Below are 15,984 nucleotides of genomic sequence, written 5' to 3' on the forward strand. Positions count from 1 at the left end.
CAAACAGTAAATATTTTACCTTTTTTTATAAAATCTTTCAATGGAAATTAACAGAATTTAAACCCTATTTCGAACTGATTTTTTCTTTAAACGTTTTACTCTTTTCTCACAATCTACACGAAGGTTTTCTGTGGAAATGGAATCAAAGGGTTGGATTTTTTCTAATAACGAGAGAGCACTTTCAAAATCTTTCTCTTTATGTTCTAAAATCTTTACAGCTTCAATAATAGCTTTTACCTTTAATTCGTTCCCTTCCATGGAAATAATTCTTAAGAAATGATCCAACGCTTCAGGGTATTCTCCAGCCTTTTTCAAGAGCTTTCCTCTTTCATAGGTTGCAACAGGAGACATAGTTTCATGTTCATAAAGTTCTAGAGCTTTTTGCAGTTCTCCAGATTGAGCAAACCATTTACCTAACTGCTCTCTTTCCGTTCCATTGACTTCTTTTTCGCCCACTATTTTAAACGTTAAATGAGTAAACAACGTTACTAATGATAGAATGTCCCGCTCATTATGTCGCATCACTTCCATTAGTGATTCAGGAGCATGATGCTTCACAAAATCAAAGTATATAAACTGTGCCAAGTGCCCCGGGATATCATCTTTTCGCGTAAATCCTAATTGTTGCTTTTCAATTTCTACTAATTTCAGAGAATTCATTTCTAGTTTCCATAACCTCTTTGCGGCATGATATAAATCAAAATGCGCGAATTTTGGAAGGGCCGGTACTAATTCTTGTAAAAATGTATGCCTATTTTTTACTCGCGGCCAATCAAAACTCTTTCCATTAAAAGACATTAATAAATCTACCGAACAAGAAGAGATAAAACTTTTATATAGTGCTACTTCATGACCTGGTGAAGGTAACAGGTGCTGGGTAACAATCAGTTCGTTTGTTGTCAACTCAGCATGACCTAATAAGAATATTAATGTCCCGGCACCACTGGATAACCCAGTGGTTTCTGTATCAAAAAAAGTAATAGAACGAGAATGAATAGATTTAGTGCTCAACGGATGCGTTAGATTACTTTTCTCCCATAACGAAAAGGCTTTCTGAATATCGTAAAAAGTATACTTTCCGTGTTTATAGGATAGTGGATAGGTTACTTTTCTAACTAAACAGAATTGGTCGTTATCAAAATAAGGTGTCACGCCAAATTCCTTCCATTGCTGCTCATGTGGAAGAGGAAATGATTTAGAAACATTGCTTTGTTCCTTCATAATAGTTGGTTTTTCTGGTAAAGACATGTGTGATTTTAATCGATTCAGCTTAGATTTTATCATGATATTACCTTCCCTAACATCTTTACAAGAACCTCTTTCGTTTCTCTCTTTAATCCATCTGAAGGCTGTTCCATACCTATACACGCTGGACAACCGTCCTCACAGGTACACCCATTGATAATATCTAAGATCCTTAACCAAATTTGTTGTCGATTTTCATAAATACCTTTACTTAGTCCAATTCCGCCTGGATAGCTATCATAAATAAAGATAGTTGGTTTTTCAGAATGTAGCGATTTTACTTGAGGGATAACATGCAAGTCCTTTGGATCACACATCACTTCAAGAGGAGCAATTGTTCGAATAACATTAGCGATACTAATCAGTACTTCTTCTCTTACTTCCCCACTATCAAAAGTTATCCAAGCAGCGTTTGTATGAAGCTCAATAGGTGGTAAGTGAATAGGACCTGAACCGATGTTTTCATGCGTATCAAACTTTATCTTCTTGAACATGGTTGCCATAGCAGAGACCATTACATCTCCATAAGAAATGTCAACTTTTGAATAATTATCCGTCAAATCCTCTTCTAAAACTTTCAACTCAACGGCTAAATTGGCATCCGTAAAGTAATCAACCTCTACTTTTGTGACATAAGCTTTCTTTTCTTCCCAATCCAGTTCTTCTACTTGAAACTGGACACCCTGGTGAAGATAAATTGCTTCATCATGTAATAATGTTAAAGCACTAAATGTATCCATCTCGCCAATTACAACTGAGGAAGCCGTAACAGTTCGATCAACAATAATGACATTCTCCTGTGAAGCAGAACGAAGAGAAACACCATGCGCTGGAAATGTATCGGACATCCAATGATACCTGTCGCCAACTTGATGCAAAACATGTTCTTCCGAAAGGAAAGCAAGGATTTCATCCATAGGAACATCACCAAATTGTTCATCTTCTCTAAATGGTAGTTCAAATGCCGCACATTTAATATGATCAATTAAGATAATCAAATTATCTGGTGATATCCTTGCAGTCTCTGGAGCTTGTTCAAAGAAAAAAGTAGGGTTCTTTATTACATACTGATCCAACGAAGATGAACTTGCTACCATTATTACTAGAGATTCCCCGTGCCTTCTACCAGCTCGTCCAGCTTGTTGCCAAGCACTTGCAATTGTTCCTGGATATCCCGTCATAATACATACCTGTAATTGCCCAATATCTACACCAAGTTCCAATGCGTTTGTACTTACTACCCCTAATACTTCCCCATTTCTCAGCCCAGTTTCTATTTCGCGTCGTAAAGAAGGTAAATATCCTCCTCGATAACCTCTAATGGAATTTACACCAATGTGTTTTTTATTAATTTCCTTTAAGTAAGTTAGAATCATTTCCACCCTTACTCTACTTCTTGCAAAGACAATTGTCTGGATCTTCTCTTTTAGGAATGCTGTTGCCATATCCCTAACCTCTAATACGGCACTTCTTCTTATTCCGAGTTGTTTATTTACCACTGGCGGATTATACAGAACAAAATGTTTGGTACCAGAAGGAGCGCCGTTTTGATCAATCAAAGTAACTTCTTCTCCAACTAGATTAGCTGCTAGCTCTGTCGGGTTGGCAATCGTAGCAGATGTCATTAAAAAAGTTGGATTCGAGCCGTAAAATGCACAAATCCTTTTTAACCTTCTAACGACATTCGCAACATGACTTCCAAAGACACCTCTATATGTATGTAATTCATCAATGACGACATACTCTAGGTTTTCAAATAAACTAACCCACTTCGTATGGTGGGGTAAAATTCCGGAATGTAGCATATCCGGGTTAGTAATAACAATGTTACCAGCTTGTCTTATTTTCGTTCTTATGGTTGGAGCTGTATCCCCGTCGTACGTATAACAAGTGATTGTTTCTTCCATCGATTCAATCCACTCATTCACTTCTGACTTTTGGTCTTGCGCTAAGGCTTTCGTTGGAAATATATATAGCGATCTTGACTTTTTGTTTTGGAGAATACTTTGTATAACTGGCAAGTGGTAACATAGCGATTTACCTGATGCTGTTGGAGTTACGGTAACAAAATTATTTTTATTAATAGCGTTTTCAAACGCCAGAGATTGATGGCTATATAGGGATTTAATGCCTCTATTTTCTAACATCGTACGTAATTTGTTGTTTAGGTTATTCGGAAATGGACTGTGTATTGCTTTTTTGCTATCTAATGTTTCCCAATGTGAAACATTTTCCATGAAATTAGTACTTTGTTGCAAATCACTGATTAATTTTTTTATACTTTTCTTCTTTTCTATGCTCAAGATATTCACCTCGTCTCTTCTATTGTATCGAACAAATGTTTTATTGAAAAGAGAGACCTGTATAGATTGGAACACCTTTTTTTACCTGCCCATATACTATGTTGAATAGTTTTGGATAGGAGGTAGAGGTATGTCAGAAGATCAAAAAAAAGGACCCGAAAAAGAACCATTTGGTTTTATTATGAAATCGATGAACGATTTTTTTCAAGAAAAACCCGTCAAAGGCTTTATGCAATCTGTAGATGACTTGTTTCACCAACCTTTTTTACAATCTTCATTTCAATTAAACTTAGATGAAAATGAAACGAGCTATATTGTCTCCGCAAATCTTGCAGGTGTAAAAAAAGAGCATATTGAAATCGAAACGTACCCTAGATATATGACTTTAACGATTACCAATCAAGAAGAGAGAAGCGTCAACACACCAAGTAGTGGATTTATGTTTTCTTCTAAAGCCAATACAAAGACAACTAAGTCCATTCCGTTTCCTCAACAGGTTGATGATACAAATGTTGATGCGCAGTATAAAGATGGTTTATTAGTTGTTACTGTCCCAAAATTAAAAGGGAAAAAGATTCAAATTCGCTAGATTTTTAAATAGTATGGTTTTACTCTATGGGGTCCTACTGCGTGTTTAACTTTAGGATCCTAATCAAAAATAAAAAGGCTATGACAAAGCAAATTAAGGTACATTCGCAATTCGAATGTACCTTTTAAGTGTAACTATTAAATGATTCTTTAAGGTGATAACAATGCAGATTTAATGATTTATTAATTAATTTTTGCGATTGGAGCGGAAATCCTAGTGCAGTCTCTTTTTTGTGTAAAAGCCACTTTCATCCTAATCCACTAAATCATCCACCAAATCCTTTAAAGATACTTCCCACACCTTTTATCATGCCTGACATCTGATTTACTGCTGACATCACCTGACCAGCAGTGTCCATCATTTTATTCATGTTCATACTTCCATCTTGATTTTTAAAGGAATTCATAACGGAAGACACTCCACTTTGTTTTGGTTTTGCGATGGGATTCAATTTTGGATATGGATTCGCATAATTCTTAGGTTCATTTGGTTTCATCCCTGTGTAAGGATCAAAGTACCCTTCTTGATGCAACGGGTTAGTAAAAACAGAATCTGCAACATTCTGCTTCGTCCACTTTCCGTAAGTAGGATATGGATTTGAAAAATTTTGCTCCTGTCCCATAGGTTGCTGATTTGTAGGATGAATGTTTCCTTGCATTTGCATAGTAGATTGATAGGCAGGTGGAACCATAGGATTAGCCATTTGTATATTGTTTGCTGCTAACGAAGTGTTAACCTGCTGTCCATTCCAATAGGGTAGGTGGCCATTTGGTGATACAGGACTTTGACCATGGTAAAATACAGGTGACTGTGTATACGGTTGTCTTTTTGTACGCACCTCGGCTCACTCCTCTCTATTTAGTCATTTACTTTACTTTATGCAAAAAAAGCCTATACGTTCATCACGTTTAGGCTTTTTTCACATTATTTACTGCATCTATTATACAATCCAAGACGTAAACAGTAGATTGTACATATTGATGGTATCTTTTCCAACTCGATTCAGGAAAAAATGCTTGTACCGAGATTAGCTCAATATTCTCCATTACTTTGTCAATTTGGCTAGGATGAAGATATAGAGGTTTTTCTTGCTGCAACCAAGGACGAACCACTTCCTCAAATTGATTCATTTGAAGGTCGACTTTATAGACAAAAGGTTTAACCTCTTTTTCAAAATCCCCTCTCAATCCATTTTCTCGTCTTGATAAGTAAATAGAATGCGCTTGCTCTACTAGCTCTTTTAACTTCTGTGTTTCATTTAGGACACTCACTAATAAACTCCTTTGCTACATATTAAAGGCTAACTTTACGAAGTTCCGTGTAATCCGCACTTGGAACATATTCCAACTCTCTTAGTTTAGTATGAATGTGCATTATTTGGCTATTCATTTTACCTTGAGACTTCATCTGTTCTTTTAAAATGGCTCTTGAAACCTTACTCTCTAGTTCATCTAAAGCTTCTGTCACGTTCATTAACTGTTGTACAAGCGAATGTTTATCCATGAGTAAATTCCTCCCACAACTGCTTTTTCTAATTAAATTCGTAGGAATTTTAAAATTCCCTTCCCGCTTGACAAAACTAGAACCTGTTCGTCAAACAAAGTGGAAATTCTGCATAGATTCTTCGTTAATTCGACACAAACTACTAAACGTTTTGAATAACAAAAACCAAACTACATATTCTATTATGGAAGGAGGTGTTCGTATGAAGAAACAAGATAAGCAAAAACAACAAGCTGCTCAACCAAAGCAGCAGAATAATGTACCTACTGATAAAAAATTAGATGGTCCTAATCAACCAGCTACATAACCTACAAAAGCAAACCCTTATCACAAATGGGTTTGCTTTTTAATTTTGTTACAGAAAACAATTGTAGAACAAGAGGTTATTAATAGTCATTGAACATACGTTCCTATATAATATAGTTAATACCGCTTCCACCATTCATGAATAGAAGCTAACATTTCAATCTCTTGTCTTTTCTTACGATATAAATTCGTCATAGAGATTGTTGGCATTTTAGGTGGACGTTGTGACCAACCTTTTTGTGGAGTTCGAAAATTAGACCAATTACTCTCTTCTTTCACATGGTGTCCCATAATCGGTACATAACATCTAAGCGGTAAAGTATACGTTTCTTTCCATGGACAAAAAAACAAGTAATCTAACCGGGTACCAGTTGGTGGCACTTTAAGATGAAACTCCCAAAAATAGTTATATAAATCCCTGTGAAACAAAATAGAATATAGCTGTTTACCGAACATTATCCTATTGCTTATTGACCTAAATCCTTTTACATTCGCTCCATATAACTGACCTGTTAGTGTAGGAAACAATACAAAAGTAAAATGATTCCACTCTTGCAGCGTATACATAACCGTACCAAAAACTTTCTTCTTATAAAAAGGATGCTGAACAACCGTATCTTCTATTACATTTTGTTCATTAGTAATTAGCGAATAAGTTAAGAGGTCACTATTACTATTATTTATATATAATTCCCACTGTCTCACCATAAAACTAGAAACGTAAAATAACGGAAGCAAATGTAACTTTAAACGCTTTGTTACGGTCCAATAATAATAGAGAAGCAGTTGTGGGAAGGCATCACGGAAAATTAACCAGTTAGCTCGCTCGTATGTTTTGCATAAACTCTCACGATTATCTACTGTTAGCCAAGAAGAAAATGCTGGGTTATAAAGATCTGTTATGTTCCATCCTGCATTTCGTGAGACCATAGACGCAAGAAATGCCCATTTTATGTCCTTACAAAGGGAATAAAATTGTCCATAAGCCTCTGTGCGTGATATATTATCAACGTTATACTGTTGAGTGATCTCCCAAACCTTTTGTTCAATATCAAGGTCATTTTCTAATATCACTAATTGATTTAAGGACTGGATTAAGGTCACCACCATCACTTCCTTTTCTACCTTAGCGTAACTTGGATTTGATGGTTTATACATTTAACACAGAAAGGAAGTGAAAAGTTGCCTTTTAACTATCCTGGTGGTAAATCTTTTACATCTAATAAACCAGCGACCAACAATAAACTTTCGAAAATCAAACCTGTCAGCTATGGAAAACGTGGAATGACTCTTGAAGAAGATGTAAACGATACAAATAACTATTATCTCTCAAGAGGTTTAGCTGTTATTCATAAAAAGCCCACTCCCGTTCAAATTGTTCAAGTCGATTATCCAAAAAGGAGTGCAGCTGTAATTAAAGAGGCATACTTTAAACAAGCATCAACAACAGATTATAATGGTGTTTACAAAAGCCACTATATAGATTTTGAAGCGAAGGAAACAAAAAATAAAACTTCCTTCCCTCTTCAAAACTTCCACCTACACCAAATAAATCATATGAAACAAGTTATGGAACAAGGTGGTTTAGCCTTTGTAATCATTCGTTTTTCCACAAAAGAAGAAACGTACTTAGTACACGGCCATTCGATATTTAAATGGTGGAATCGAATGGAATGCGGCGGCAGAAAATCAGTTACTTATGAAGAAATTACAAAAGAAGGATACTTTATAAAAACTGGACTAACGCCGAGGTTGCACTATTTACCAATTATCGATCAATGGCTTTTGCAACCCGTTTTACAGAAAGAAAGTGAGGAATAACGATGGCTCAACAAACAAGAGAACAACGTAGGCAACAAGCAAAAAAGAAAACAACAAAAAAGAAGAGTAATAAACGTTCATTAATAAAAAAAGTATTAATTAGTTTAGTAGTAATTGGAATTGTTGGAGGTCTATCTGGAGCAGGTCTCTTTGCTTATTATGCAAGTACAGCTCCTGACTTAGATCGCGACGCACTTATCGACTCAATACCATCAGAAATTTATGATATTAATGGGGATTTATACACGAAGCTTGGAAATGAAAATCGGACTTATTTAGAATCAGACAACATACCGGAATTATTGCATGATGCCGTAATTGCAACAGAAGATTCACGTTTCTATAGCCATTTTGGCGTTGACCCTATCCGATTAGGTGGTGCGGTAATTGCTAACGTAACACGTGGATTTGGTTCTGAAGGAGCATCGACTATTACACAACAAGTTGTGAAAAGGTCCTTCCTTACACCAGATAAAAACTTAAAGAGGAAAGCACAAGAAGCTTGGCTTTCCGTAAAGTTAGAACAAGAGTATGAAAAAGAAGAAATTCTTGAGATGTATATGAACAAAGTATATATGTCAGCAGGTATTAATGGATTTGCTATGGCTTCTGACTATTATTTCGGTAAGCCTTTAAATGAAATTGATTTGCCACAAGCTGCTTTATTAGCTGGGCTTCCTCAAAGTCCAAATCGCTATAATCCATTTGAGCATCCGGAAGCTGGAGAGAAAAGAAGAAATATTGTCCTTTCTTTAATGCATCAGCACGGTAAAATTTCGGAACAAGAAATGAAAGATGCACAAGCAGTTCCGATTGAAGATATGATTTTAGAGGATGGAAAACGCACAAAAGTCAATTCAGAAGTAGATGCTATTACAGATTTAGTAATTGAAGAAGTGCAAGAACTTGGAGATTACGATGTCTTCTCAGATGGATTGAAAATTTATACAACGATTGATCCGGAAGCACAAGATTTCGTAGATAATTTAATGCAAGGAAATGGTGGAATTTCTTTCCCGGATGATGCATTCCAAGCTGGTATCTCTTTAATTGATACAAAGACTGGAGAAGTTTTAGCTGTTGGTGGCGGCCGTAATCAAGAAGTAGAACGTGGAACAAACTATGCTGTTGATACAAAACGTCAACCTGGTTCTACTATTAAACCAATTATAGATTATGCACCTGCTATTGAGTATTTAGATTGGTCGACTTATCATCAGCTTGCCGATGAGCCTTACGAATATTCTGATGGAACACCAATCAATAACTGGGATAACCGACACTATGGTCAAATGTCTATAAGAAGAGCATTAGCTACTTCACGAAATATCCCAGCGTTAAAAGCGTTACAAGAAGTTGGTACCGATCGTGCAAAAGAATTTGTCTCTAAATTAGGTTTAAATTTTGAAAATGTTTACGAATCAAGCTCTATTGGTGGCGGAGAGCCTGTATCCTCTCTAGAAATGGGTGCAGCATTTGCTACTTTAGGAAACGAAGGTATTTACAATAAACCACACACAGTTAAACGAATTGTCATGAGAGATGGAGAAACGTCTGTCACACCTGATAGAGAACCTACTATCGCTATGAAAGACTCTACTGCTTATATGACAACAGATATGTTAAAAGATGTTGTAACTGGAGCTGAAGGAACTGGTAAAGCTGCTGCTGTACCAGGCGTACCGATTGCTGGTAAAACGGGAACAACGAATTTCAGTCAAGAGGATAAAGACAAATATGATATACCATCTGGAGCTGTACCTGACTCATGGTTTGTGGGATATAGTACAGAGTTTACAACTTCTGTTTGGACTGGGTATCCAAGTAGGAACGATGGGTATATTGCCAATGAAAATCGTAAAATATCCCAGAATATTTTCAGAGAGATTATGACGTTTATGTCTCAAAGACGTGAAGTGACAGATTTCAAACGTCCATCCTCTGTTGTAGAGGCTCAGGTAGAAATAGGTTCAAACCCTGCTAAAAAACCTAGTCCATTTACACCAAATGAACAAATAACTACAGAACTATTTATTGCAGGAACGGAACCAAGAGAAGTTTCCACAGAATTTGATCAACTACCTGCACCAGGTAATTTTACTGCTGAGTATGATCAAGAAACACAAGAGTTAACACTTGCTTGGGAGTATGAACAAAATGAAGAAAACCCTGTTACCTTTGAACTTGGTGGTTCCATTGAAGGTGGTCCTGAACAAGGTATTACATCTACACAAGAGACTTCGTTCAAAATCGCTAATCCAACCCCAGGAGCTTCTCTAACATTTAGTGTGTTTGCTAAATCAGACACGCAAGAATCAGAAAGAGCGACGGTAAGTATTCAGATACCGCAAGAAGAAACAGATGATGAGTTGATTGAATTACCTGGAGATCCAAATGAAGAAACGGAAGAAGATCCTGGCCAAGGAAATGAAGAGGATTCTAATCCTGATGATGGTAACAATTCGGATGATGAAAACCAGCAGCCGTCTGAAGGAGAAACATCGCCAGGAAACGGTGGCAACGGGAACGGAAATGGTGACGATGATGGTGATGATGCCAATGCTGCTTCTGTTGAAGAAATCATAGAAGATGAAATAAATTCTTCTAACTAAGAAAAAAGCTGCTCCCCCTTTTAAAGGGGGAGCAGCTTTTTTTTGTAAACAACTAATCCTCAAGAATTACATAAAAATTTCAAGTTATTCATTCCTAGCTTGCGCTGAGGCAATTTTTTTTACTTGTTCTCTAAACAGTTCATTTAACTGAATAAAAGAAGTATATCTTCCTGCTTGATCATGAATATATCCCCATCTCTCTTCAAGGTTTAATGGAAAAACAGACAAAGTAGAAAAAGGAATGTCTTCTCTACCCTTTTCTAAACCATTTGATTGCAAAAGCAATTCTTGAAATTGGATCATACATATATGAAATGAATCTTGTGCTAAAAGATATTCTTTTTGATTTATCGCTTGAATCCCTTCGTTGTACGCTTTCATAAATTGCGTCTCCATCTGTAAGCGATCTGTTTCAAAAAACTGTCGCAAACTACTTTTCATCCTACAACAATTCCTTTTGCCTTCATACGTTTTTTTCCTTCTCTACATAACGAGAGTAATGGACATTCCGTACATTTAGGACTTTGTGCTTTACAATGGTATCTTCCAAAAAAGATTAGACGGTGGTGCGTTTCTGACCATTCTTCTCTAGGTATCTTTCTCATTAGTGTTTTTTCGACTTCCAATACACTATCTTTCCATTTACAAATACCTAATCGTTTACTTACTCGCTCCACGTGAGTATCGACTGCAATTGCTGGTTCTCCAAATGCTACCGAGACGACGACATTCGCTGTTTTCCTTCCTACACCAGGAAATTTTGTTAATTCATTACGGTCATGTGGAACAATCCCCTGATACTCTTCTAATAATAACTTTGAAAGTTTACGAATATTTTTTGCTTTATTGCGATATAGGCCTATTGATTTGATGTCTTGTTGAAGTTCTTCTTCTGAAACAGCTAAATAATCTTCTGGTTTTTTATACTTTTGAAATAAATCTTTCGTAACCTTGTTTACTAAAGCATCCGTACATTGAGCGGATAGAGCAACAGCAATAACTAACTCAAAAGGATTAGAATGATTTAATTCACAATGAGCGTCGGGAAACATTTCACCCATCGTATCTAAAACAGTTCTAATTTGTTTAAGATTTAACATAGCTTTACTCCCTTATTCATTTGCTTCTAACCAGTTGTAAATTGGTGCAGTTGGTCGTTTTATTTCTTCATTAGTAGTTGAAAAAGAAGCTCTTTGTTGCTGTGCTCTTCTGAATTTTTCACTATGTGCTTGTATTTGTTCTAATGACGTATATCCTTTTTTCTTCCACTCCAAAAGAATACGATCAATATATCGAAAGTTTAGCTTAGATGAGATGACAGCCTCACGAAGTGCCGCTTTAATAAATGGTACTGTATGGTCGTCTTCATCCAACCAGTTACCAATCATTTCTAGTTCAATTGGAGATAATGCTCTACCAAATTCCTGTTCAAACATGGAATAAACATCTTTGCTTTCTTCAAGTTGCTTTTGTTTTTTCTCCATTTCTATCGTTCTAACATCTAATTGATATAAAAGTTCCCATAATGGTTTGAGTGTATATCTTTCCATAAATCTTCCATCTTCGGAAACGGCTTCTTCAATCATAATAATGTTTCGTTGAATCAGAGATCTCATGTGCATGGAACACTGATTGGAACTTATCGTCATTCTTTCACTAATTTCTTCTAATGTAGGAAAAGGTACATTTGCTTGTTTAAAGGAATAGAGAGATAAACATAAAACAAGCTCTGTCTCATTTAGTCCTAACTGTTTGTAGTGAGACAAGAGCTTTTGTGGCAATGTAATCATGCCATCCTCTATAAAATTCGCATACCAATCTTTCATATTCACAACACCTCTTTTGCTAGTATAACATGATTTATTTGAATGTGGTATGGTGCTGTTTGGTAGAGGAATTAGATAGTTCACAGTCACTGCAATGGGATTTCCGCTCCATACGTTAAGTTTTAACTCATTCTAAATCGTCTTTTGGATTCAAGGTAAAAGAATCAAACTAAAAACAGGTGCACTCATAAAAATGAGATGCACCTGGCTTCTTATCTAAGGTTTTAAAAGTCATTAAAAAACAAACATGATGCAAAATAAAGTAATTTTCTACACTTTTTGGGGATTGAAGCGGAAGGGGGGCGACTCCTGCGGAAAAGGTGGGTAGCTGAGACCCCACAGGAGCGCGTACTTTAGCGACGAGGAGGCTCAGATGCCCGCCCCGCGGAAAGCGTCCCCCCTGCAGCGGAAATCCCTCTGCAGTCACAAAAATGTATTTTATTAATTTATAACATGTCCCTAAAAACTATTATGGATATAGACGGTTTAATAGACGTGGGAATGGGATAGATTCACGCACGTGCTCTACTCCTGAAATCCACGCTACTGTTCTTTCTAAGCCAAGTCCGAAACCTGAATGAGGTACAGAACCGTATTGACGAAGTTCTAAGTACCACTTATATGCTTCGTGTGGTAGGTCGTGTTCTTTCATGCGCTGCTCTAAAAGTTCCATGTCATGAATACGTTCAGAACCACCAATAATCTCTCCATATCCTTCAGGTGCAATTAAGTCTGCACAAAGTACGACATCATCACGCTCTGGATGAGGTTGCATATAGAAAGGCTTCAATCCTGTTGGATAATGCGTAATGAACACTGGCTTATCGTATGCTTCTGCAATAGCTGTTTCATGCGGTGCACCGAAGTCATCGCCCCATTCAATATCATCAAACCCTTTTTCTTTTAAGAAGGTAATCGCATCATCATACGAGATACGAGGGAATGGAGCTTGAATTTGTTCTAATTTAGAAGTATCTCTACCAAGTCTTTCTAACTCTAATGTACAATTTTTCAGAACTGACTGCACAACATGGCTAACATATTGTTCTTGAACTTCTAAGTTCTCGTCAAATTCTACAAAAGCCATCTCTGGTTCAATCATCCAGAATTCAATTAAATGACGACGTGTTTTTGATTTTTCTGCACGAAAAGTTGGTCCAAAGGAGAACACTTTTCCAAGGGCCATCGCTGCTGCTTCCATATACAGCTGACCTGATTGAGAAAGGTATGCGTCTTCGTCAAAGTATTTTGTTGCAAATAATTCTGTTGTTCCTTCTGGAGCAGATCCTGTCAAAATAGGAGGATCGATTTTCGTAAAGCCATTTTCATTAAAGAATTCATACGTAGCACGGATAATTTCATTACGAATTTTCATTACTGCGTGCTGACGACGAGAACGTAACCAAAGGTGACGGTTATCCATTAAGAATTCTGTCCCATGTTCTTTAGGTGTAATTGGGAAATCTACAGATGCATGGATTACTTCAATGTTCGTCACATGTAATTCATATCCAAAAGAAGAACGCGTATCTTCTTGGACTGTTCCTGTTACATAAACAGATGTTTCTTGCGTTAACCCTTTAGCTGTTTCAAAAATCGCTTCTTCTACTTCCGCTTTTACTACTACGCCTTGAATAAAACCTGATCCATCACGTAGTTGTAAGAAAGCAATCTTACCACTTGAGCGCTTATTAGCAATCCAAGCTCCAATAGTTACTTGCTCTCCAACAAATTTATGTACTTGTCCAATAGTTGTTTTCACTTTAAGTCCCTCCAAAACGTACACACTTCTATGTATCGTGTTCTATTATAACGATGTCACACTTATCATTCAATATGTAATAGCATCATTACGATTGTACATACCCGATAAATTTCGGGTATGTACAGTCACTCTATTGTTGCACTTTTACTTTTTCTTCCACAAACTTATGAATACGATCTAACGCTTTTTCAAATTGCGCTAGTGATGTAGCATAGGATAATCGAATATAATCATTTGCACCGAATCCTGATCCCGGAATAACCGCTACATTCGCTTCCTCTAAAAGAGCTTTTGCAAAATCATCTACGGAAGCGTAACCCGTTAATTTCGCTGCTTGTGCTACATTTGGAAACAGGTAAAATGCTCCTTGTGGTTTAAGGCAATGAAAGCCTGGAATGCTATTAATTGTATCAATAACGGAATTTAATCTTGATTCAAATGACTGTCTCATTTCTTCAACAGATTCCTGAGAACCATTGTATGCTGCAATAGATGCGTATTGAGACGTCGTTGTTGGGTTTGAAGTGGAATGACTTGCTAAGTCTGTCATGGCACCAATAATCTCTCTATTTCCAAGTGCATATCCAATTCTCCATCCTGTCATGGAGTGGGATTTAGATACTCCATTTATGATGATTGTTTGCTCACGTAATTCTTTTGATAACTCAGCAATGGACACATGTTTCTCTGCACCATATACTAGTTTTTCATAGATTTCGTCGCTAATAATAAGAATATTGTGCGCTAAACAAATCTCCCCTATTGCTTTTAATTCATCAGCAGTATAAAGCATACCTGTAGGGTTACTAGGAGAATTGATAATTACTGCTCTAGTCTTTTCTGTAATAACACTTTTTAGTTGATCAGGCGTTATCTTGAATTGATTTTCTTCTTTTCCTTCTAAGTATATCGGTGTACCTTCTGCTAGCTTTACCTGCTCTGGATAACTAACCCAGTAAGGAGTAGGAATAATGACTTCATCTCCTTCATTTAGTAAAACTTGAAATAGTGTAAACAACCCATGCTTTGCTCCATTCGTAACGATTACTTCATTTGGAGCATAATTAATGCCTTGATCTCTACTTGTTTTCTCTATAATTGCTTTCTTTAATGCCGGTAATCCACCAGAAGGAGTATACTTGGTAAACCCTTCATCCATTGAGTTTTTAGCTGCTTCTAGAATGTGTACTGGTGTATTAAAATCTGGCTCGCCAGCTCCAAGTCCAATTACATCTACACCATTATCTTTTAATTCTTTTGCTTTTGCTGTTATTGCTAAGGTTGTAGAAGGTGTTAATGACTGGACTCTATTTGCTAATGTGAATTTCATGACAATACTCCTCCATTTTATAAATTCTCGATGTTTCTCCACCATTCACCGGTTTCGAAGTGCACGTAATAGTAGTTTAACTTTTCTCGATCATTTAAATATGCCATTTCCCAAACTGGTCCTACTTTTTCAATACCAAGCTTTGTATGTAAAAGCTTAGCTGGACTCTTTTCTCGTTGAAGCATTTCCATTGCTTCTTCTTTTGAAACTCCCTGACTCACTCTTACTTCCGTTTTGTTTTCATAATCATCTTGAGGAACAAAAACATATACTTCTTGCGATTGGGTGTTCTTTCCCGCCAGTACATAGTAAGGTTTCGCCCCGTAATACGTGTGTGCATTTGTCACGGAACTTAACCAATTTTCTTCTAGAGCAATTTGTTTAATTGTTTCTTCTTGCTGATTTTTTTCTTTTGTGGCATCAACGTATAACCAAGCTCCACCAATAGTAAGCACGAATAAAATCGCCACCAAAGAAGTAATAATCCATTTCACCATATCCATACCTCTATGTTCGATATATTGTAATGACAGCTTTACTTTGATCTTCTTGATCTAAAGCTAAACCAAACATTAAGTCTTGTTCTTTTAATGTTCTGTTTAATGTATCAACCACTTTATATAGTTCATCTGTATATCCAATTGTTACTGTGGATAAAACTTCAATATTAGTACCCATAATGAT

16 protein-coding genes are annotated in these 15,984 nt (G+C 36.5%); 3 read left to right on the forward strand and 13 right to left on the reverse strand.

What is annotated here, in order from left to right; all coding sequences use genetic code 11:
* Positions 1–57: 57 nt before the first annotated feature.
* A complete protein-coding gene (locus tag G8O30_RS06635; RefSeq protein WP_239674188.1) occupies positions 58–1,284 on the reverse strand; it encodes a ribonuclease H-like domain-containing protein in 1,227 nt (408 codons plus the stop codon).
* The gene (locus tag G8O30_RS06640; protein ID WP_275576538.1) at positions 1,281–3,542 is read right to left on the reverse strand and encodes a DEAD/DEAH box helicase; all 2,262 of its coding nucleotides are present in this window, start codon (positions 3,540–3,542) and stop codon (positions 1,281–1,283) included. The genes G8O30_RS06635 and G8O30_RS06640 overlap by 4 nt, the downstream gene beginning before the upstream one ends.
* A gap of 136 nt (positions 3,543–3,678) precedes the next feature.
* Between G8O30_RS06640 and G8O30_RS06645 the strand changes: the two genes are divergently transcribed.
* Complete coding sequence (locus G8O30_RS06645) at positions 3,679–4,137, forward strand: Hsp20/alpha crystallin family protein (protein WP_239674189.1); 459 nt, start codon at positions 3,679–3,681, stop codon at positions 4,135–4,137.
* Between the two features lie 265 nt (positions 4,138–4,402).
* Here G8O30_RS06645 and G8O30_RS06650 read toward each other — a convergent pair whose 3' ends face one another.
* From G8O30_RS06650 to G8O30_RS06670, 4 genes are all read right to left on the reverse strand, one after another.
* Positions 4,403–4,975, reverse strand: a complete 573-nt coding sequence (locus tag G8O30_RS06650) for a YppG family protein (RefSeq protein ID WP_239674190.1) — start codon at positions 4,973–4,975, stop codon at positions 4,403–4,405.
* 70 nt (positions 4,976–5,045) lie between these two features.
* Complete coding sequence (locus G8O30_RS06655; protein WP_239674191.1) at positions 5,046–5,408, reverse strand: DUF1798 family protein; 363 nt, start codon at positions 5,406–5,408, stop codon at positions 5,046–5,048.
* Positions 5,409–5,430: 22 nt separating this feature from the next.
* Positions 5,431–5,640: a hypothetical protein gene (locus tag G8O30_RS06660; RefSeq protein ID WP_239674192.1), complete on the reverse strand. Its 210-nt coding sequence runs from the start codon at positions 5,638–5,640 to the stop codon at positions 5,431–5,433.
* Positions 5,641–6,063: 423 nt separating this feature from the next.
* Positions 6,064–7,050 (reverse strand): DUF2515 family protein, encoded by a 987-nt coding sequence (locus G8O30_RS06670; RefSeq protein WP_239674194.1) that lies wholly within the window; start codon positions 7,048–7,050, stop codon positions 6,064–6,066.
* Positions 7,051–7,128: 78 nt separating this feature from the next.
* On the opposite strand from G8O30_RS06670, the gene recU reads away from it, so the two are divergent.
* The gene (recU, locus tag G8O30_RS06675) at positions 7,129–7,767 is read left to right on the forward strand and encodes a Holliday junction resolvase RecU (RefSeq protein ID WP_239674195.1); all 639 of its coding nucleotides are present in this window, start codon (positions 7,129–7,131) and stop codon (positions 7,765–7,767) included.
* A 2-nt stretch (positions 7,768–7,769) separates the two neighbouring features.
* A complete protein-coding gene (locus G8O30_RS06680) occupies positions 7,770–10,379 on the forward strand; it encodes a transglycosylase domain-containing protein (RefSeq protein ID WP_239674196.1) in 2,610 nt (869 codons plus the stop codon).
* An 84-nt stretch (positions 10,380–10,463) separates the two neighbouring features.
* Here the strand turns inward: G8O30_RS06680 and G8O30_RS06685 are convergent, their stop codons facing one another.
* The 7 genes from G8O30_RS06685 to G8O30_RS06715 form a co-directional block, all read right to left on the reverse strand.
* The gene (locus tag G8O30_RS06685; protein ID WP_239674197.1) at positions 10,464–10,820 is read right to left on the reverse strand and encodes a YpoC family protein; all 357 of its coding nucleotides are present in this window, start codon (positions 10,818–10,820) and stop codon (positions 10,464–10,466) included.
* Positions 10,817–11,479 carry an endonuclease III gene (gene nth / locus G8O30_RS06690; protein ID WP_239674198.1) on the reverse strand — a complete coding sequence of 221 codons (663 nt, stop codon included), beginning with the start codon at positions 11,477–11,479 and terminating at the stop codon, positions 10,817–10,819. Before nth ends, G8O30_RS06685 begins: the two co-directional genes overlap by 4 nt.
* 12 nt (positions 11,480–11,491) lie before the next feature.
* On the reverse strand, positions 11,492–12,205 hold the full coding sequence (locus G8O30_RS06695) for a DnaD domain-containing protein (RefSeq protein ID WP_239674199.1): 714 nt from the start codon (positions 12,203–12,205) through the stop codon (positions 11,492–11,494).
* A gap of 469 nt (positions 12,206–12,674) precedes the next feature.
* Positions 12,675–13,967, reverse strand: coding sequence for an asparagine--tRNA ligase (gene asnS / locus G8O30_RS06700; protein WP_239674200.1), 1,293 nt, complete (start codon positions 13,965–13,967; stop codon positions 12,675–12,677).
* A gap of 133 nt (positions 13,968–14,100) precedes the next feature.
* Positions 14,101–15,300, reverse strand: a complete 1,200-nt coding sequence (locus G8O30_RS06705; protein ID WP_239674201.1) for a pyridoxal phosphate-dependent aminotransferase — start codon at positions 15,298–15,300, stop codon at positions 14,101–14,103.
* A 17-nt stretch (positions 15,301–15,317) separates the two neighbouring features.
* Positions 15,318–15,797, reverse strand: coding sequence for a cell wall elongation regulator TseB-like domain-containing protein (locus G8O30_RS06710; protein ID WP_239674202.1), 480 nt, complete (start codon positions 15,795–15,797; stop codon positions 15,318–15,320).
* Between the two features lie 10 nt (positions 15,798–15,807).
* The gene (locus G8O30_RS06715) at positions 15,808–15,978 is read right to left on the reverse strand and encodes a YpmA family protein (protein WP_239674203.1); all 171 of its coding nucleotides are present in this window, start codon (positions 15,976–15,978) and stop codon (positions 15,808–15,810) included.
* Positions 15,979–15,984 lie beyond the last annotated feature (6 nt).

This window comes from Mangrovibacillus cuniculi (assembly GCF_015482585.1).
Lineage (GTDB): Bacteria > Bacillota > Bacilli > Bacillales > R1DC41 > Mangrovibacillus > Mangrovibacillus cuniculi.

Bases quoted from the DNA above. Each gene is read 5' to 3' on its own strand.
- G8O30_RS06635 (WP_239674188.1), bottom strand. From the start codon at position 1,284: ATGATAAAATCTAAGCTGAATCGATTAAAATCACACATGTCTTTACCA.
- G8O30_RS06645 (WP_239674189.1), top strand. From the start codon at position 3,679: ATGTCAGAAGATCAAAAAAAAGGACCCGAAAAAGAACCATTTGGTTTT.
- G8O30_RS06660 (WP_239674192.1), bottom strand. From the start codon at position 5,640: ATGGATAAACATTCGCTTGTACAACAGTTAATGAACGTGACAGAAGCT.
- G8O30_RS06680 (WP_239674196.1), top strand. From the start codon at position 7,770: ATGGCTCAACAAACAAGAGAACAACGTAGGCAACAAGCAAAAAAGAAA.
- G8O30_RS06685 (WP_239674197.1), bottom strand. From the start codon at position 10,820: ATGAAAAGTAGTTTGCGACAGTTTTTTGAAACAGATCGCTTACAGATG.
- nth (WP_239674198.1), bottom strand. From the start codon at position 11,479: ATGTTAAATCTTAAACAAATTAGAACTGTTTTAGATACGATGGGTGAA.
- G8O30_RS06695 (WP_239674199.1), bottom strand. From the start codon at position 12,205: ATGAAAGATTGGTATGCGAATTTTATAGAGGATGGCATGATTACATTG.
- G8O30_RS06705 (WP_239674201.1), bottom strand. From the start codon at position 15,300: ATGAAATTCACATTAGCAAATAGAGTCCAGTCATTAACACCTTCTACA.
- G8O30_RS06710 (WP_239674202.1), bottom strand. From the start codon at position 15,797: ATGGTGAAATGGATTATTACTTCTTTGGTGGCGATTTTATTCGTGCTT.
- G8O30_RS06715 (WP_239674203.1), bottom strand. From the start codon at position 15,978: ATGGGTACTAATATTGAAGTTTTATCCACAGTAACAATTGGATATACA.